Here is a 17,283-nt window from a genome sequence, read left to right as displayed (position 1 = left end):
CGAGGCGGGGCGGGGGAGCGGGTCACCCATGGAGGGCCGGTCCGGGTGTCTCGGCCGGCCGGGGAGTGGGGGTCTTCGCGGCCCTGCGTCCGAGGTGGTGGAAGACGACGTTGAGGACGGCGGCGACGAGCGCGCCCACGGCGACCCCGCTCTCCAGCAGGATCCGCACGCCGGACGGGAAACCGGCGTACACGCCGGGCACCAGGATCGGCAGGAGGCCCAGCGCGAGGGCGACCGCGCAGGTCACGGTGGCCGTGTGGTCCTCCAGCCGGGCCCGGCCCAGCATCTGCACGCCCAGCACGGTGACGACCGCGAAGACCACCATCGCCGCGCCGCCGACCACCGCGGGCGGCATCGCGCTGATCGCCCGCGCGACCGGGGTGAGGAAGCCGAGGAGGACGAGGACGAGGCCGGCGGCTGCCGTGACGTACCGGCTGCGGACGCCGGTCACCCGGACGATGCCGATGTTCTCGCCGCTGGTGACCATCAGCGGCAGCCCGAAGCAGCCGCCGAGCAGCGAGGTCAGCGCGTCACCGCGCACGGTGCGCGGCACGTCCCTGCGTATGTCGATGTCCTTGCCCACGGCTTCGGCGTTGATGACGGTCTGCCCGGTCGCCTCCGCCATGGACGCGATGCTGTACAGCATCAGCGGCAGGGCGGCGAGGAGGTCGAAGACCGGCGCGCCGAAGGGCAATGGCCGCGGGACGCCGACGAGCTGTCCGGCGAGCGGTGCGTCCGGGTGTGCCTGGCCGAGCGCGAAGGCGACCGCTGTTCCCGCGAACAGGCCCAGCATGACGGCGAGTTGGCGCAGTGTGCCGCGCAGCAGCCGGGTGAAGGCGATGATCAGGGCGATGGTGGTGAAGGCCAGCCCGAGGCGGGCGGGATCGCCGAAGCCGGGGCTGCCGGGCGGACCGGTGACCAGCAGTCCGCCGACCTTCACCAGGTTGACCCCGACGATCACGATCATCGTGCCGATGACCAGCGGGGGAAAGTACTTCAGCAGCCGTGCGAACAGCGGCAGGACCAGGAAGGTGAAGGCGGCGGTGAGCAGCACCGCGCCGGTGGCGGTGCGCAGCCCGTGCTGCTGCGCGATCGACAGGAAGAGGATCAACGGCGCACCGCCGGGCAGCATCACGAAGGGCAGCCGCGGCCCGAACCTCCACGGGCCGAGGGACTGGATCAGCGTTCCGGCCCCGGACAGCAGCAGGGACGCCGAGAGCAGGTCGACGGTGAGCCCCGGGCCCAGCCGCAGGGTGGCGCTCATCAGGAAGATGGCGGAGATCGGGGTCGCCGCCATCACGAGGACGTGCTGAAGCCCGAAGAGGAGGATCCGGCCGAGCGGCCGGGACTCGTCGACGGGGTGGACGGCAGGGGGACCGGCGTCGGACGGCTGGGGCGGAAGGGCTGCCGGCTCGTCGGGTCGGGGGTCGACAGGATGTGCGGGACTGGACACGCGCGGGCTCCGTTCGGCTCGCTCGGCTCAGGCCTCGACGATCCGGCCGGGACGGCGGCCAAATCGATTTGGCCGATCGATTCGGCCGTCAGTATGGAGGGGCCCACAGGGGGCTGGTCAAGGGTGCGGCCCGAGTCTCCGGTGCAGGAATCGTGGGGGCGCATGCAGAAGGCGCCGGGTCCGTCGGCATGGACCCGGCGCCGTCGATGTCCCCGCGAGGACCCGGATCAGGACGTCTTGCGGCCCACGCCCGCGTAGAAACCGATCTCGGCGGAACCGGGCGGCGGGGTGCCGTCCGGGCGCCAGAACGCAACCTGTGCGAGCCCCGGCTCGACCAGCTCGAACCCCTCGAAGAACCGCTCGACCCCGGCGCGGGGGCGGAGGTTCAGGGAGGCGGTGGCCTTGGTGTAGACGGCCTGGGCCGCGGTGCGGTCGGCGAAGTCGCCCGTGGCGTGCGAGAGCACCAGGAAGCTGCCGGCGGGAAGCGCCTCCCGCAGGGTGGCGACGACGCCGGCCGGGTCGTCCGCGTCGGTGAGGAAGTGCAGTACGGCGACCAGCAGCAGGGCGACCGGCCGGTCGAAGTCGATGACCTTGCGGACGTCGGGGTGGTCCAGGACGGACCGCGGGTCGCGCAGGTCGCCGAGGACGATGCTGGTCGCACCCGTCCGGCTGAGCAGCGCGTTGCCGTGGGCGGCCACGATCGGGTCGTTGTCGACGTACGCGACCCGGACGTCCGGCGCCGTCTGCTGGGCGACCTCGTGCACGTTCGGGGAGGTGGGCAGCCCGGTGCCGATGTCCAGGATCTGCCGGACCCCGCTGCCGACGACGTACCGGACGGCCCGGTGCAGGAACGCGCGGTTCGCCCGGACGCCGATCCGCGCCTCCGGTGCGGCGGCCGCGAGCTCGTCGCCCGCCGCCTGGTCCACCGGGTAGTTGTCCTTGCCGCCCAGGAGGTAGTCGTAGATCCGGGCCGGGTGCGGCTTGCTGGTGTCGATGTGCACGGCCTGGAAGCCGTCCTGTGTCACGCTGTGCTCCTCTCGGCGGCCGCCACGGCCTCGGTGAACGGTCGGCCAAAGCTTCGCACATCAACTTCTTCGCGGGTGTGCCGAGTTCCCGCGTCCCGTCGGCACCTGGACCCGCACGCGCAGCCGGTCGGACGGCCGCGGGCGGTGCGCGGGCGAGGGCGCGGACGCCGCCGGCTCACCCGTCCGGCCCGTCCCGGATGGCCTGCGGGCCCGCGGCGACGGAAGGTCTGAACAAGATCCTCTCTCTCCCTCTGCACGACACGCACGACCGTACGACCGGGCGTACGAAGGGCGGCCGCCAGGACCGCCCCCCAGACCGGTCCGCCGCCGCACCGCCGGCGAGACGGCGGCGGGCCGACCCGGAAGGGGCGGGGAACGCTAATCCACGCGCTCGGGTCGTTCCCCGCCCCCTCCACCGGCCGGCACCCGGTCACTCCCGGTCGACCGGCCGGTACCTGGTCACTCCCGGTCGACCGGCCGTCCCCGGTCACTCCGGGCCGGAAGGGCCGGGCCGGCGCTTCGCCGGGGGCCGCCAGCCGCCGCTGACCTCCTTGGCCGGCTTGTGCGGGAAGCGGCGCCGCGCATACGCCTGGGCGTCCGAGCCGGGCAGGACGTAGAGGGTCTCGGTCTTCTCCTGCAACGGTCGCAGCACCGTGTCCAGGTACGCCTTGCGGTCGTCCAGGTAGGGTCCGAGGACGTCCTCGCCGGCCGGGCAGACCGCCAGGCAGTACCCGGACTTGTAGCTGGGCTTGAAGGCGAGGCTCTGCCACATCGAGGCGTTCTCCGGGTCGGTGACGCGGGAGCGGAACTCGGCGGCGTCCTCGCTGTCGGCCACGGTCTGCGCCCAGTCCGTGAACCCGCTCATGAACTCACGGTAGTTGTGGGTCGTACAGGCGAGCGCGTCGAAGGAACCGTCCTTGCCGATGGCGCCCACCGGGCATGCGGCGACGCACAACTTGCAGTCCACGCACGGGCTGTAGTCCAGCGGCTGCCCGTACGCGCTCACCTCCGCGTCCACCAGGACCGTCGCCAGCAGCACGAAGTTGCCGAACCGGGGATGGATGACGTTGCGGTGCAGGCCCATCACGCCCAGTCCCGCCGCCACGGCCACGGTCTTGTGGGCCACCACCCAGATGCGCCCCGGAAAGTTCTCCATCTCCTGCGGGAAGCCGGCCGAGGGGTTGAGCGCGTGGTAGCCGGCGTCCTCCAGGGCCCGGGAGACCGCGCGGGCCGCGGCGTTGACCTGTTCGTCGGTCTGGTGGAACTCCTGGTTGGCCACGCTGCGGGCGGGCGAGCGGGTGTTGTCGCGGTTCATGCGGACCATGAGCGAGATGAGCGAGCGGGTGCCGGGCAGTGCGGCGCGTACGTGCTCCCGCTCCCCGGCCAGGTCGGGGTGGTCCAGGCTCACCGCGGCCGCGTCGTCGGCACCGGCCTCCAGGCACAGCGCGCGCAGCCAGTCCGCGTCGATCACCGGTGGCGGGGCGCTCCGGCCGCCGTCCGCGCGGCTCGCCAGCACGGCCTGCACGGAACGGTGGCCGGCGAGCCCGGCGGGAAGCTTCCGCCGCCCGGCGCGGCCCTCGGTGTCCTGCTCGCTCATGGTGTCCCTTCCCCGTACGGCGCAGTGAGTTGAGCTGGTGAGTTGGAAATTCAAACCCACTATGCCGGGAGGGTGGTCGCCAGAGCAAGAGCGGAATCCGGCGGGACGGTCTGGACGCCGGGCCGTGCACCGACTTAGTCTTCCTGTCCAGAAATAGAAATTCGGTCCAAGGAGTGCGGGTGGACAACGACGAGCACCTCATCCAGGAGGCCGAGAAGATCGCCGTCGCCGTGGGACGGATGTTCCCCGGGCTGTGCGAGGTGGTGCTGCACGACCTGCGGGACCCCCGGCATGCGATCCGTGTCATCGAGAACAACCTGTCGGGCCGTCAGGTCGGCGATCCCGCAACCGAGTTGGGACTGGCACGGATCGCCGACCCGGAGTATCCGAGCGTCGTCCAGAACTACCCCAACCGGTTCCCCGACGGCCGGCCCGTGAAGAGCACCTCCATCGGCATCAAGAACGCCGACGGCACCTATGTCGCGGCGCTCTGCCTGAACCTCGACGTCTCCGTGCTGTCCCCCGTGGCCCTCGCCCTGGCGAACCTCGTCGCCACCGACCCCGACTCCGGTGGCCGGCCCCTGGAGACCCTGCGGAACCGCACCGCGCGCGAACTGCGCCGGACGGTGGAGGAGCTGTCCGCCCAGCGCGCCGCCACCCCCCGGTCACTGAGCCGGCCGGACAAGAAGGCGCTGGTCCGGCAGCTGTACCAGGACGGCTGGTTCGACTCGCGCGACGCCGCACAGACCATCGCCGACCTGCTCGGTGTCTCCCGCGCGACCGTCTACAACTACGCCAAGTGACGGGCGGGCCGCCGTACCCGTACGGCCCGCCCCGACGCGCCGACCGCAAGGAGTCCGCCATGGCCGCCACCCCGACCGTGACCTTCGACGACGTCCGCGAGGCCGCCGTACGCCTCAAGGGCGTCGCGCACCGCACCCCTGTCCTCACCTCCCGCACCCTCAACTCCCGCGTCGGCGCGGAGGTGTTCGTCAAGTGCGAGAACTTCCAGCGCGTCGGCGCCTTCAAGTTCCGCGGCGCCTACAACGCCGCAGCCCGGCTCACCCCCGAGCAGCTGGCTCGGGGCATCGCCGCCTACTCCTCCGGCAACCACGCCCAGGCCGTCGCCCTGGCCGCCCGCGAGGTCGGCACCACGGCCGTCGTCCTGATGCCCGAGGACGCCCCGCGCGCCAAGCGGGAGGCCACGGCGGGGTACGGCGCCGAGATCGTCACCTACGACCGGTACACCCAGGACCGCACCCAGCTCGGCGAGGCCCTGGCCGCGGACCGGGGGCTGACCCTCATCCCGCCCTACGACCACCCGCATGTCATCGCCGGCCAGGGCACCGCCGCCCTCGAACTCCTCGAGGAGACCGGCCCGCTCGGCGCGCTCGTCGTACCCGTAGGGGGCGGCGGACTCATCGCGGGCAGCGCCGTCACCGCCAAGGCGCTGCACCCGGGCATCCGGATCGTCGGGGTCGAGCCGGAAGCGGGCGACGACACCAAGCGGTCCCTGGAGAGCGGCACACGCGTCACCGTGCCGGTGCCGCGCACCATCGCCGACGGTCAGGCCCTGCCCACGCCCGGCGAGCTCACCTTCCCGCTCAACCAGCGGCTGGTCGACGCGATCACCCTGGTCAGCGACGCGGAGATCGTCGAGGCCATGCGGTTCGCCTTCGAACGCCTGAAGATCGTCCTGGAACCGAGCGGCGCCACCGGCCTCGCCGCCCTGCTGGCCGGACACCTGGCCCCGCTCCCGCCCCGCGTCGGCGTCATCGCCTCCGGCGGCAACATCGACGCCGGCAGGTTCGCCGAGCTGCTCGCCGACTGAGGAAACCGGTGCGTCCCGGGGGTGTTGACGGGGCGTCGGCGCGGATGCTCCGGCGGCCCGGTCGCCGCCCGGCCGATTGTCAGTGGCCCCGCCTACGGTGTGAGCAGTGAGGACCTGCGGGAGGGCCGCGGTCCGGCTCGGGGAGGGGTGTGCCATGTCCACGGCGTCCGCGGTGTCGACGACATATCTGGAGCTGTCGCAGGAGGGCGGCGGTGCCCACAAGTTCTACGAGGTCACCGTCGACGGCCAGGTGGTGACCGTGCGGTACGGCAGGATCGGCGCCGCCGGACAGACCCAGACCACGACGTTCCCGACCGCGGAGAAGGCACGGGCCGCCGCCGCGAAGAAGGTGGGGGAGAAGGTCCGCAAGGGCTACGCGCCGGCGGTGCCCGGCGGCCGCGCTCCGCGCGCGGTGACCCGGCGTCAGGTCAGCTCGGCCCCGTCGACCGCGCGTGCCGTGGCGCCGGTGCTGTGGCGCTTCCGCACCGGCTCCGCCGCGTTCGGCATCCATGTCGACGAGGACCGCGCCTGGGTCGGCAACCAGGCCGGTGACGTCTACACCCTGGACCACGAAGGCGCCGTGCTGGCCCGCTTCAGCCTGCCCGACGGTGTGAAGTGCCTGGTCGCCGACGACTTCTGGATCTACGCGGGCTGCGACGACGGCAAGGTGTACGACCTCTCCGCCAAACTCCCCTTCGCCGCCTACGACATCACGGCCGACGTCGACATCTTCTGGCTGGACATCCACGAGGGCGTGCTGGACGTCTCGGACCGCCAGGGCCGGCTCACCGTCATCGACCACGAGGACGAGCACCAGTGGGCCCGCCGCAGCCGGGGCGAGCACGCCTGGATGGTCCGCGCCGACGACCGGGCCGTCTACCACGGCCACCACCAGGGGGTCACCGCCTACGCGCCGGACGGCAGCGGCGAGTTGTGGCACACGACCACCCGCGGTGGCGTGCTGTTCGGCTGGCAGGAGGACGACGCCGTGTACGCGGGCACCGCGGCCCGCGTGGTCCAGCGGCTGTCGAAGACGACCGGCGCGATCGAGGCGACGTACGCCTGCGACGGCCCGGTGTACTCGTGCGCCACCTCGCCCGGCGGCCGGTTCGTCTTCGCCGGGGACGCGGCCTCCTCCGTCTACTGCTTCGACCGGGACGGCACCCGGCTGTGGAAGCTCGGCACGGGCAGCGGCTCGGCCCTGTCGATGCAGTACCGCGACGAGCGGCTCTACCTGGTGACCACGGACGGCTCGCTGGTCTGCGTGGACGCCAGCGAGCAGGCCGTCTCCGCGGCCCAGCAGGGCAGCGTGCCCGTGGTGCGGGACGTGAAGCTCGCCGCCGCCCTGCCGGCCCGCGCACCGGCCACCGCCGTCGCGGCGGTGGCCACCGTGGACCGGGCCCCGGCCGGCTCGGTCGTCGTCGAATGCGTCCAGGAGTCCGGACGGGTGCGGGTCCGGGTGGTCTCCGAAGGGTACGACACCGCGTGGCATGTGCAGTTCCCCCGCGCGATACGCGAGCCTGGCGCCCGCTACGTCGTGGACGCCCTGCACCCGGCGGCGGGCGGCTTCTACCGCGTCCGCGGCGACATCCGTCGCCTGCTGTGAGCCCACCGGCGACCAGGGCGGCCCCCTCGCCCCGTCCCGGGCGTGACAGCATGCGGCCATGGCCTTGAGACACCCCGACGGCGACTACACGATCACCGAGATGTACTCCGTGCCCGATGACGCCTGGTACCTGGAACTGGACCTCGTGGCCGGGCAGCGCAACCTCGTGACGGCGATCGTCCCCGACGAGGATCCGGGCAGGGAGCCGACGGTGTGCTTCAACCCGCACGAGCCCCACGTGGACGTTCCCTACGAGGTCATGCGCTGGTTCATGCACCAGGTCGACGAGGCGGTCCGCACCTCCCGTGCCTGGATGCGGCTGCGGCCCGAACTCGTCGAGATCATTCACCGGCTCCGTCAGGAGTACATGGGCGGCATCGACGACGACACCTTCCCGCAGGTCCTGGCGGAGGTCCGTGCCACGGTCCCCGAGACGGACCTCCCCGCTGTGCTGGAGGCGGCCTTCGGGCGGAATCCGGACGGCACCGCCGTGGACCATGTGCAAGCGCCCCGGCCCGCGGACGGTCCATGAGGGGAGCCCGAGGGCGCTGCGCGGGACAGCCGGGCCCGTATCAGGGCCGCGGGGCCGCCGCCTCGTCCAGGGCGGTCCGCGCTGCGGCGAGGGCCTCGGCGCGGTCCTGCGGGACCAGGCCGATGCGGGTGCGCCGGTCCAGGAGGTCGGACACGTCGAGGGCGCCCTCGTGCCGGGCCGCCCACACGAGTTCGGCCCGGGTGACGGGATGGCCCGGCAGTACCGGCTCGGCCAGGGCGGGATCCGCGGTGGCGAGCGCGTGGACGGCGACGGCCTCGGTGCCGTAGCGGCGGACCAGCCGCCGGGGTGCGGGCAGGGCCCGCAGCCGGGCCGGTGCGGCGGCGCCGATCAGGGGCAGTCCGGCGGTGGGGGAGGGCCCGGCGGTCAGGCCGCGCGCCTCGATCGCCGCGTCCACCGCGTCCTCGGCCATCCGCCGGTAGGTGGTGAGTTTGCCGCCGACCACCGTGGTGACGCCGTCGGACGAGGTCAGTACGGCGTGCCGGCGCGAGACGTCGGCGGTGCGGGCCGGAGCCCCGCCCGAGGACGTGTCCAGCAGGGGCCGCAGTCCCGCGAAGGCACCGACGACCTCGTCCCGTCGTACCGGCGTGTCCAGGACGGAGCCGAGGACGTCCAGCAGGAAGCCGATGTCCGTCTCGGGCACCTCCGGCACATCCGGGATGCCGCCCTCCACCGGCTCGTCGGTGAGCCCGACGTACACCCGGCCGTCGCCCTGTGGCAGGACCAGCACGAAGCGGTTGGTCTCGCCGGGGACCGGGATGTGCAGACCCGCCGGCAGCAGCCCGAGCCGCTCGGAGCGCAGCACCAGATGGGTGCCGCGCGACGGCCGTACCCGGATGCCGTCGACGAGTTCGCCCGCCCACACACCCGTGGCGTTGATGACCGCGCGGGCCCTGATCTCGCCCTCCTCGCCGGTGAGTTCGTCACGGATCCGTGCGCCCGTCCCGGTCAGCTCGCGCACCCTGACCCGGGTCAGCACCCGTGCGCCGTGCGTGGCGGCCGTCCGGGCCACGGCCGTCACCAGCCGCGCGTCGTCGGTCAGCCGGCCGTCCCAGGACAGCAGCCCGCCGCGCAGGCCGTCCGCGCGCACCCCGGGCGCCAGATGCCGGGCCTCCGTCGCCGACAGCCGGCGCGGCGCGGGCAGCACCTGCCGCGGTGTCCGGGCCGCCAGCCGCAGCATGTCACCGGCCCGGAACCCGGCCCACGCCAGCGATGCCTGCGCGCGCGACACCAGCGGGGTCAGCGGCAGTACGAACGGCTGCGCGGCCACGAGATGCGGCGCGGTGCGCGTCATCAGCACCCCGCGTTCGACCGCGCTCTCGTGCGCCACGTCGAACTGGGCCGAGGCCAGGTAGCGCAGCCCGCCGTGGATGAGCTTGGAACTCCAGCGGGAGGTGCCGAAGGCCAGGTCGTGGGCGTCCACGGCGACGACGTCCAGTCCGCGGGCGGCCGCGTCCAGGGCGGCCCCGGCCCCGGTCGCGCCGAGCCCGACGACCAGCACGTCGGCCACCCGGCCGTCCGTGGCCTCGGCCAGTTCCCGGGCCCGCCGGGCGCCGTCGAGGGACGAGCCGGGTCGGGCACTGGTGTGGCTCATGGCGTGAGGGTCCTCTCCAGGAGGGTGCGCAGCTCGCCGAGGAAGGCGGCGGAGTCCAGCTCCGGATCGTCCTCGTCGGTCATCGTGCGCAGGGACAGGGTGAAGGACTGCACGGTCAGCAGCAGGGCGCGGGCCTGCCGTTCGGTGTGGCCGGGACGCACGGAGCCGTCCGCGTGGCCCTCCCGCAGGGCGTCGGCGAGCAGCGCCAGCAGGGCTTCCTGGCTGGTCCCGCGCCGGTCGAGCACATAGGGGAGCAGCAGCTCCGGATCGACGTCGACGATCTTGCGGAAGAGGGGGTGCGCGCGGAACGCCTCGACGCCCGCCACCATCCCGTCCACGATCCGCGCGCGGGTGTGTGCGCAGGCGCCGGGCTCGGGGATCGCCCGGGTGGCCACGTCGATCCACTCGCGGGTCATCAGATCGCCCACCAGTGTCCGCAGGTCCGGCCAGCGCCGGTACAGCGTCATCCGGGAGACACCGGCGCGGCGGGCGACGTCCGCGAGGGTGGTGCGGCGCACGCCGACGGCCAGCACACAGTCGCGTGCCGCGTCGAGCACGGGATTGCTGTCCGGGCCCTGCTGGCCGTCCGCGCCGCTGTGACCGTCCGAACCGTTGTGACGAATAGGCGTCATGTGTCACAGTGTAACGCCCCGGGGGCCGGGCGGAAGCGGCGGACCGCCGCCGCAGCCCCCGCACCGAGCACACCGACCTTGTGAGGACGACCGTTCAATGGACATGCTGTGGAACGGCTGGGGCGACCCGGCCAAGGCGGCCCCCCTGCCCGAGACGGTGACCGGACTGCTGCGCGACCTGCTCGGCGTCAAGCCCGTCAGCACGCCCCCGCTCGCGCTCGAGGACATCCGCCTGCCCGCCCCCACGGCCGCTCCCGCCGCCCTCACGGCGCTCGCCGAGGCCGTCGGCGGGGAACAGCACGTGCGCACCGACGCGGACAGCCGCATCCGGCACACCCGCGGCAAGTCCACCCCCGACCTGCTGCGCATCCGCGCCGGTGACATCTCGGACGTCCCCCAGGCCGTGGTCCTGCCCGCCGGCCACGACGAGGTCGTCGCCGTGCTGCGGGTCTGCGCCGCGCACGGCCTGGCCGTCGTGCCGTTCGGCGGCGGCACCTCCGTCGTCGGCGGACTCGCCCCCGAGCGCGGCGCCTTCGTCGCCCTGGACCTGCGCCGGATGAACCGCCTGCTCGACCTGGACCCCGTGTCGCGCATCGCCGTCCTGCAACCCGGCCTGCGCGCTCCCGAGGCCGAGGCCCTGCTCGCCGAAGAGGGCTTCACCCTCGGCCACTTCCCGCAGTCCTTCGAGTGGGCCACCATCGGAGGCTTCGCCGCCGCCCGCTCCAGCGGACAGGCGTCCGCCGGGTACGGCCGCTTCGACGAGATGGTGCTCGGTCTGACCCTCGCCACGCCCGCGGGCACCTTGGAGACGGGCCGCGCCCCGCGCTCCGCGGCCGGCCCCGACCTGCGCCAGCTCGTCCTCGGCTCGGAGGGCGCCTTCGGCGTCATCACCTCCGTCGCCGTACGGATCCGTCCGCTGCCCGAGACGCGGGTCTACGAGGGCTGGCGCTTCGACTCCTTCGAGGCGGGCGCCGCGGCGCTGCGCCGGCTCGCCCAGGACGGGCCCCGGCCCACCGTGCTGCGGCTGTCCGACGAGACCGAGACGCTCATCGGCCTCGCCCAGCCCGACGCCATCGGCGCCGAGGGGGGCCTGAGCGGCGCGGGCTGCCTCGCCGTCACCGGATACGAGGGCACCGAGGAGGACACCGCACGGCGCCGCGCACAGGCCGCGGCCGTCCTGACCGACTGCGGCGGCACCCTCCTCGGCGCGGAACCCGGCGAACGCTGGGCCCACGGCCGCTACTCCGCGCCGTATCTGCGCGACGCCCTCCTCGACGTCGGCGCCTTCGCCGAGACCCTGGAGACCGCCGCGTTCTGGTCCCGCGTCCCCGACCTGTACGCGGCCGTCCGCACCGCCTTGACAGACACCCTCACCCAGGCCGGCACCCCGCCGCTGGTGATGTGCCACATCTCCCATGTGTACGAGAACGGGGCCTCGCTGTACTTCACCGTCGTCAGCGCCCAGGGCGAGGACCCGGTGGCCCACTGGACGCCCGCCAAGCACGCCGCCAACGAGGCCGTACTGGCCGCCGGCGGCACCATCTCCCACCACCACGGCGTCGGCACCGACCACCGCGACTGGTACGTCCGCGAGGCCGGACCGCTCGCCGTCGAGGCGCTGCGCGCCGTCAAGCGCACCCTGGACCCGGAGGGTCTGCTCAACCCCGGCGTCCTGCTGCCCACGGACTGACCCGAGGTGACCGACGGCGCCACGGCCGACCGCGACCGGTCCCGGCCGACCCCGCCCCTTGCGACCCCGACCGACCCCGCCCCTTGCGACCCGCCTGACGGAGACACACCGATGCGACAGTTCACCGCCGTCGTCAACCCGACCGCGGGCGGCTCCACCGCGGCGGCCACGCTGCTTCAGGTGGCCCGGCTGCTCCGGGCGGCCGGGGCCGGGCTGGAGACCGAATACAGCCACAGCCTCGCCCACGCCCAGGACATCGCCCGCCGGGCCGGCGAACGCGGCCGCGTCGTGCTGGCCGTGGGCGGCGACGGCATCGCCGGTGGCATCGGCGGCGCGCTGAGCGGTACCGGCACGGTACTGGGCCTGGTACCCGCCGGACGCGGCAACGACTTCGCCCGCGCCCTGCGGCTGCCCACCGACCCGGCCGCTCTCGCCGACCTGCTGCTGCACGCCGAACCCAGCCCCGTCGACACCATCGAGATCGAATCGTCCGTGCACCGGGGCACGGTGGCCCTCGGCAGCGTCTACGCCGGGGTCGACGCCCTCGCCAACCGGCACGCCAACCACGCCCGGCTGCTGCGCGGACCGGCCTCCTACTACGCGGGCGGCCTGCGGGCCGTCACCGGCTGGCGGCCCGCCGACTACCGCGTCACCGTCGACGGCGAGGAACACCCCCACCGCGGCTACACGGTCGTCGCCGCCAACTCCCCCTACTACGGCTCGGGTCGGCTGATCGCCCCCGACGCACGCCTCGACGACGGACTGCTGGACGTCGTCATGATCCGCGAGGCACCGCGCCGGCTGTTCTTCGCCCTGATGAACGAGCTGAAGACCGGAGCCCACATCGACCGTCCCGAAGTCCGTGTGCTGCGCGGCCGGGAACTGCGCATCGAGGCCACGCGTCCCGTGCCCTACGGCGCCGACGGCGAGGTGGAGGCCACCCTGCCGGTGACCGTGCGGGTACGGCCCCGGGATCTTCCGGTGCTCTACCGGCCGACGGGTGCGGCACCGCCCGTCGGTGGGTAGGTGTCCCGGCAGGAAAGGGGCGCGGTGACATGACGCTGGAGCAGGTCGAGGGTGTGGTACAGGCGGTGGTCGTCCACAACGGGCGGGTGCTGCTGGTGGAGCGCGCGGGCGGCTGGGAACTCCCCTCGGGGACACCGGAGCCGGCCGAGACGGCGACGGCGACCGCGGCCCGTGTCGTCTACGAACTCACCGGCTACCTCGTCGACGGCTCCACCACCCTGGAGCCGGCCGGGCCGGTCCCGCCGGACGGGGCGACGCCGGTGGTCTGCCAACTGCTGAGCGGCTCCCCGTCGGACGGCGCCCGGCTCCCCGCCGAGCGGCTGCGCTGGGTGGCCACCGAGACGGCGGCCCGCTCCGCGCTGCCACCGGCCGTGCGGGACTACCTCCGGGGCCACTCGGCGACCTGATCCCTGGTCAGGGCTGCGGCATCCCGATCCGAGAAACCGTTCCCGCCCCCCGGGGGACACTCGCGACCTGAGCCCCGGTCAGGGCTGCGGCGCCGACCCGAGAAACCGTTCCCGGTCGACGACCACCCGGTCGATCTCGCCCGTCGCGACCAGCTCGCCGGACCCGTCGACGGCCCGCACGGCGAAGGTGAGCCGCCGTCCCGTCACCGCTGCCGGGGGTTCGGCGGTCACCTCCACGCGGCCGCCCACCCGGGTGGCCCGCAGATGCTCGACCCGGACGGCGGTACCCACCGTCGTACGGCCCGGCCCGGTGAACGGAGCGGCGGCGTGTACGGTCGCCGCCTCCAGCCAGGCGATCAGCCGCGGGGTGGCCAGCACGGGAACATCACCGCTGCCCACCGCCGCCGCGGTGTCGGCGTCGGTCACCTCATGGCGCATACGGCCACGCTAACGCAACCCGGCGCCCCGGGAACGGCGATCCGCGACCCGGCGGCTGAGGCCCCGCAGACTCCGCTTGCGGGGCGTCAGCCGCCGGGTTTCAGTGAGTACGGCCCCCCGCGCATCCTGGAGCACGTATGTCGATGTCGTTCGGTGCACCGCTCGGTTCGTCGGATCCGTTCAGCGAACTGCTGAATCATTTCTTCGGAATGTCACCGGCGTCCTCGCCGCCGGCGGTGCAACGCGTGCCCATCGGCCGGCTGCTCACCGAGTCCGCGCAGGAACTGCTCAACAAGGCCGCACGCAGAGCCGCCGAGGACGGCACCTCCGACCTCGACACCGAGCACCTGCTCTGGGCGGCGACCCAGGTCGAACCCTCCCGCAGGCTGCTCACCCAGGTGGGCCTGGACCCCGACACCCTCGCCCGCCAGCTCGACAAGGCGCTGCCGCCCGAGTCCGGCGAGCCGTCCGCACGGCCGGGGCTCACCCCGGCGGCCAAGCGGACCCTCGGCGCCGCCTACGCCCGGTCCCAGGCGTCCGGAGTGTCCTACATCGGCCCGGAGCACATCCTCGGCGCGCTGCTGGGCGACAGCGACACCGGTGCCGCCCGGCTGCTGCGGGCCGAGGGACTGGACACCGGCAAGCTCACCGGCCTGACCGAGCAGGCGGCCCGCGCCGAGGCCGCCCCCGGCGAACGCCGGACCCCGGCCACCACCCTGGACGAGTACGGCCGCGACCTCACCGAGGAGGCCAGGGCCGGCCGGCTGGACCCGGTGGTCGGCCGGGCCGAGGAGATCGAGCAGACCGTCGAGATCCTCTCCCGGCGCTCCAAGAACAACCCGGTGCTCATCGGTGAACCCGGAGTCGGCAAGACCGCCATCGTGGAGGGACTCGCCCAGCGCATCGTCGCCGGAGAGGTCCCCGACACCCTCAAGGACAAGCGCGTCGTCGCACTGGACCTGTCGGGCATGGTGGCCGGCGCGCAGTACCGGGGCCAGTTCGAGGAACGCCTGAAGAAGGTCATCGAGGACGTGCAGGCGGCCGGCGGCCGGATCATCCTGTTCATCGACGAGCTGCACACGGTCGTCGGCGCGGGCGCCACCGGCGAGGGCGCCATGGACGCGGGCAACATGCTCAAGCCCGCCCTCGCCCGCGGAGACCTCCATGTGGTGGGCGCCACGACCATCGACGAGTACCGCAGATACGTGGAGAAGGACGCCGCGCTCGAACGCCGCTTCCAGCCCGTGATGGTGCCCGAGCCCACCGTCGAGGAGACCGTGCAGATCCTGGAGGGCCTGCGCGACGCCTACGAGGCACACCACCAGGTCCGGTTCGACGACGGGGCGCTGGCGGCCGCCGCCGAACTGTCCGACCGCTATGTCACCGACCGGTTCCTGCCCGACAAGGCCATCGACGTGATGGACCAGGCCGGTGCACGGGTACGGCTGCGCAGCGTCGGCCGCTCCACCGAGGTGGTCAGCCGCGAGGACCGCATCGCCCGGCTCCGCCGCGAACTCGAACAGGCCGTCGCCGCCGAGGACTTCGAGAACGCCTCGGAACTCAAGCGGCAGATCGCGCAGGTGGAGGGCGAACTCGCCGGCATCGAGGAACGCAGGGAAGGCGTCGTCTCCGTGACCGCCGCCGACATCGCGGACGTCGTCGCCCGGCGCACCGGCATCCCGGTCTCCCGGCTCACCGCCGGCGAGAAGGAGAAGCTGCTCCGGCTGGAAGAGGAGATGCACGCCCGGATCGTCGGCCAGGACGAGGCGGTCACCGCGGTCGCCCAGGCCGTACGCCGCAACCGCGCCGGCATGGGCGACCCGGACCGCCCGGTGGGCTCCTTCCTCTTCCTCGGCCCCACCGGCGTCGGCAAGACCGAACTCGCCAAGACCCTCGCCGCGCTGCTCTTCGGCGAGGAGGACCGCATGGTCCGCTTCGACATGAGCGAGTTCCAGGAGAAGCACACCGTCGCCCGGCTCGTCGGCGCGCCTCCCGGCTACGTCGGCTACGAGGAGGCCGGCCAGCTCACCGAGAAGGTCCGCCGGCAGCCGTACAGCGTGGTGCTGTTCGACGAGGTGGAGAAGGCACACCCCGATGTCTTCAACACCCTGCTCCAGATCCTGGACGACGGCCGGCTCACCGACGCCCAGGGCCGCACCGTCGACTTCCGGCACTGCGTCGTCATCATGACGTCCAACATCGGCGCGCACCGCATCCTCGACCACCGGGGCGATGTGTCCGGGCTCAGGGACCAGCTGATGGACGACCTGCGGGACCGGTTCCTGCCCGAGTTCCTCAACCGCATCGACGACATCATCGTCTTCCACGCCCTCACCGAGGACGACCTGAGCCGGATCCTGGACCGGCTCCTCGACCGCAGCGCCCACCGGGTGCACGCCCAGGGCCTGCGGCTGGAGGTCACCGAGGCTGCGAAGAAGCTGCTCATCGCCCACGGGCACCAGCCCGAGTTCGGCGCCCGCCCGCTGCGCCGCACGATCCAGACGGAACTCGACAACCGCATCGCCGGCCTGCTGCTCGGCGGCGAGGCCGACCCCGGTGACACGATCGTCGCCGACGTCCAGCACGACTCCCTGCACTGCACGGTCCGCAGAACCGGAAGCTGACCCCTCGGCTAGCGGTGCTCGGGGTTCTCGTAGTCGCGGCGGCAGCCGGCGTCCCAGGCGGTGCGCTGGTTGCCGTAGGCGGGTACGCCCCCGGCGTCCTTCAGCAGGCGGGCCAGGTGGAGCAGGTTCCAGGTCATGAAGGTGGTGTTGCGGTTGGTGAAGTCGTTCTCCGGGCCGCCGGAGCCGGGGTCGAGGTAGGAGGGCCCGGGCCCCGCCTCGCCGATCCAGCCGGCGTCGGCCTGCGGCGGGACGGTGTAGCCGAGATGCTGGAGGCTGTAGAGGACGTTCATGGCGCAGTGCTTGACGCCGTCCTCGTTCCCGGTGATCAGACAGCCGCCGACCCGCCCGTAATAGGCGTACTGCCCGGCGTCGTTGAGCAGGCTGGAGCACGCGTAGAGACGCTCGATGACCTGCTTCATCACCGAGCTGTTGTCACCCAGCCAGATCGGCCCGGCCAGGACGAGCACATCCGCCGCCATGACCTTCTCGTACAGCGCCGGCCAGGCGTCCGTCTGCCAGCCGTGCTCGGTCATGTCCGGCCAGACGCCGGTGGCGATGTCGTGGTCGACCGCGCGGACGACCTCGACCAGCATGCCCTGGGCCTCCATGATGCGCACGCTGCGGTCGATGAGTCCCTGGGTGTTGCTGCGCTCCGGGGACCGCTTGAGGGTGCAGTTGAACACCAGGGCGCGCAGGTCGTCGTAGCGGGCGGGCGGTGCGTCGGGGGACGGCGACGGCGTGATGGTCACGGACTCTCCGCAGGTCGTGCCACCGTGCCGGTCAGGGTGGCGCAGTACGCCCATCCTGCGG

General features: G+C 73.2%; 15 protein-coding genes. 8 read left to right on the top strand and 7 right to left on the bottom strand.

The features are described from left to right. Positions 1-22: 22 nt before the first annotated feature. From ACWCV9_RS01120 to ACWCV9_RS01110, 3 genes are all read right to left on the bottom strand, one after another. Positions 23-1,453: a uracil-xanthine permease family protein gene (locus ACWCV9_RS01120; RefSeq protein ID WP_450783511.1), complete on the bottom strand. Its 1,431-nt coding sequence runs from the start codon at positions 1,451-1,453 to the stop codon at positions 23-25. A 227-nt stretch (positions 1,454-1,680) separates the two neighbouring features. After that, complete coding sequence (locus tag ACWCV9_RS01115) at positions 1,681-2,478, bottom strand: SAM-dependent methyltransferase (protein WP_450783510.1); 798 nt, start codon at positions 2,476-2,478, stop codon at positions 1,681-1,683. A gap of 487 nt (positions 2,479-2,965) precedes the next feature. After that, the gene (locus ACWCV9_RS01110; RefSeq protein ID WP_450783508.1) at positions 2,966-4,075 is read right to left on the bottom strand and encodes an epoxyqueuosine reductase; all 1,110 of its coding nucleotides are present in this window, start codon (positions 4,073-4,075) and stop codon (positions 2,966-2,968) included. Positions 4,076-4,254: 179 nt separating this feature from the next. Between ACWCV9_RS01110 and ACWCV9_RS01105 the strand changes: the two genes are divergently transcribed. From ACWCV9_RS01105 to ACWCV9_RS01090, 4 genes are all read left to right on the top strand, one after another. Next, the gene (locus ACWCV9_RS01105; protein WP_450783507.1) at positions 4,255-4,878 is read left to right on the top strand and encodes a helix-turn-helix transcriptional regulator; all 624 of its coding nucleotides are present in this window, start codon (positions 4,255-4,257) and stop codon (positions 4,876-4,878) included. Between the two features lie 59 nt (positions 4,879-4,937). Further along, on the top strand, positions 4,938-5,906 hold the full coding sequence (locus ACWCV9_RS01100) for a threo-3-hydroxy-L-aspartate ammonia-lyase (protein WP_450783505.1): 969 nt from the start codon (positions 4,938-4,940) through the stop codon (positions 5,904-5,906). A 154-nt stretch (positions 5,907-6,060) separates the two neighbouring features. After that, positions 6,061-7,512: a WGR domain-containing protein gene (locus tag ACWCV9_RS01095; protein ID WP_385842667.1), complete on the top strand. Its 1,452-nt coding sequence runs from the start codon at positions 6,061-6,063 to the stop codon at positions 7,510-7,512. 58 nt (positions 7,513-7,570) lie between these two features. Next, positions 7,571-8,044 (top strand): hypothetical protein, encoded by a 474-nt coding sequence (locus tag ACWCV9_RS01090; RefSeq protein ID WP_450783504.1) that lies wholly within the window; start codon positions 7,571-7,573, stop codon positions 8,042-8,044. A 40-nt stretch (positions 8,045-8,084) separates the two neighbouring features. Here the strand turns inward: ACWCV9_RS01090 and ACWCV9_RS01085 are convergent, their stop codons facing one another. Then, complete coding sequence (locus ACWCV9_RS01085; RefSeq protein ID WP_450783503.1) at positions 8,085-9,656, bottom strand: glycerol-3-phosphate dehydrogenase/oxidase; 1,572 nt, start codon at positions 9,654-9,656, stop codon at positions 8,085-8,087. Next, positions 9,653-10,288, bottom strand: a complete 636-nt coding sequence (locus tag ACWCV9_RS01080) for a TetR/AcrR family transcriptional regulator (protein ID WP_450783502.1) — start codon at positions 10,286-10,288, stop codon at positions 9,653-9,655. Before ACWCV9_RS01080 ends, ACWCV9_RS01085 begins: the two co-directional genes overlap by 4 nt. Before the next feature lie 97 nt (positions 10,289-10,385). Here ACWCV9_RS01080 and ACWCV9_RS01075 point away from each other — a divergent pair, with 97 nt between their 5' ends. The 3 genes from ACWCV9_RS01075 to ACWCV9_RS01065 all read left to right on the top strand — a co-directional run bounded on the left by ACWCV9_RS01075 (position 10,386) and on the right by ACWCV9_RS01065 (position 13,411). After that, entirely contained in the window at positions 10,386-11,978 is a 1,593-nt protein-coding gene (locus ACWCV9_RS01075) for an FAD-binding oxidoreductase (RefSeq protein WP_450783500.1), read from the top strand. Between the two features lie 111 nt (positions 11,979-12,089). Next, positions 12,090-13,004 carry a diacylglycerol kinase family protein gene (locus tag ACWCV9_RS01070; protein ID WP_450783498.1) on the top strand — a complete coding sequence of 305 codons (915 nt, stop codon included), beginning with the start codon at positions 12,090-12,092 and terminating at the stop codon, positions 13,002-13,004. 29 nt (positions 13,005-13,033) lie between these two features. Beyond that, positions 13,034-13,411, top strand: a complete 378-nt coding sequence (locus ACWCV9_RS01065; RefSeq protein ID WP_450783496.1) for an NUDIX domain-containing protein — start codon at positions 13,034-13,036, stop codon at positions 13,409-13,411. A 78-nt stretch (positions 13,412-13,489) separates the two neighbouring features. On the opposite strand, the gene ACWCV9_RS01060 is transcribed toward ACWCV9_RS01065, so the two are convergent. Next, positions 13,490-13,849, bottom strand: coding sequence for a thioesterase family protein (locus ACWCV9_RS01060; RefSeq protein WP_450783495.1), 360 nt, complete (start codon positions 13,847-13,849; stop codon positions 13,490-13,492). Positions 13,850-13,986: 137 nt separating this feature from the next. Between ACWCV9_RS01060 and ACWCV9_RS01055 the strand changes: the two genes are divergently transcribed. Then, on the top strand, positions 13,987-16,473 hold the full coding sequence (locus ACWCV9_RS01055; protein WP_450783494.1) for an ATP-dependent Clp protease ATP-binding subunit: 2,487 nt from the start codon (positions 13,987-13,989) through the stop codon (positions 16,471-16,473). An 8-nt stretch (positions 16,474-16,481) separates the two neighbouring features. On the opposite strand, the gene ACWCV9_RS01050 is transcribed toward ACWCV9_RS01055, so the two are convergent. Continuing rightward, a complete protein-coding gene (locus ACWCV9_RS01050; RefSeq protein ID WP_450783493.1) occupies positions 16,482-17,222 on the bottom strand; it encodes a flavodoxin family protein in 741 nt (246 codons plus the stop codon). Between the last annotated feature and the right edge of the window lie 61 nt (positions 17,223-17,283).

It is taken from the genome of Streptomyces sp. NPDC001606, from assembly GCF_053596835.1.
This window is presented reverse-complemented; position numbering and strand designations above follow the sequence as displayed.

Excerpts from the sequence above, each read along its gene's own strand:
- ACWCV9_RS01110 (WP_450783508.1), bottom strand. The coding sequence starts at position 4,075 with ATGAGCGAGCAGGACACCGAGGGCCGCGCCGGGCGGCGGAAGCTTCCC.
- ACWCV9_RS01100 (WP_450783505.1), top strand. The coding sequence starts at position 4,938 with ATGGCCGCCACCCCGACCGTGACCTTCGACGACGTCCGCGAGGCCGCC.
- ACWCV9_RS01095 (WP_385842667.1), top strand. The coding sequence starts at position 6,061 with ATGTCCACGGCGTCCGCGGTGTCGACGACATATCTGGAGCTGTCGCAG.
- ACWCV9_RS01090 (WP_450783504.1), top strand. The coding sequence starts at position 7,571 with ATGGCCTTGAGACACCCCGACGGCGACTACACGATCACCGAGATGTAC.
- ACWCV9_RS01085 (WP_450783503.1), bottom strand. The coding sequence starts at position 9,656 with ATGAGCCACACCAGTGCCCGACCCGGCTCGTCCCTCGACGGCGCCCGG.
- ACWCV9_RS01080 (WP_450783502.1), bottom strand. The coding sequence starts at position 10,288 with ATGACGCCTATTCGTCACAACGGTTCGGACGGTCACAGCGGCGCGGAC.
- ACWCV9_RS01075 (WP_450783500.1), top strand. The coding sequence starts at position 10,386 with ATGGACATGCTGTGGAACGGCTGGGGCGACCCGGCCAAGGCGGCCCCC.
- ACWCV9_RS01070 (WP_450783498.1), top strand. The coding sequence starts at position 12,090 with ATGCGACAGTTCACCGCCGTCGTCAACCCGACCGCGGGCGGCTCCACC.
- ACWCV9_RS01065 (WP_450783496.1), top strand. The coding sequence starts at position 13,034 with ATGACGCTGGAGCAGGTCGAGGGTGTGGTACAGGCGGTGGTCGTCCAC.
- ACWCV9_RS01060 (WP_450783495.1), bottom strand. The coding sequence starts at position 13,849 with ATGCGCCATGAGGTGACCGACGCCGACACCGCGGCGGCGGTGGGCAGC.
- ACWCV9_RS01055 (WP_450783494.1), top strand. The coding sequence starts at position 13,987 with ATGTCGATGTCGTTCGGTGCACCGCTCGGTTCGTCGGATCCGTTCAGC.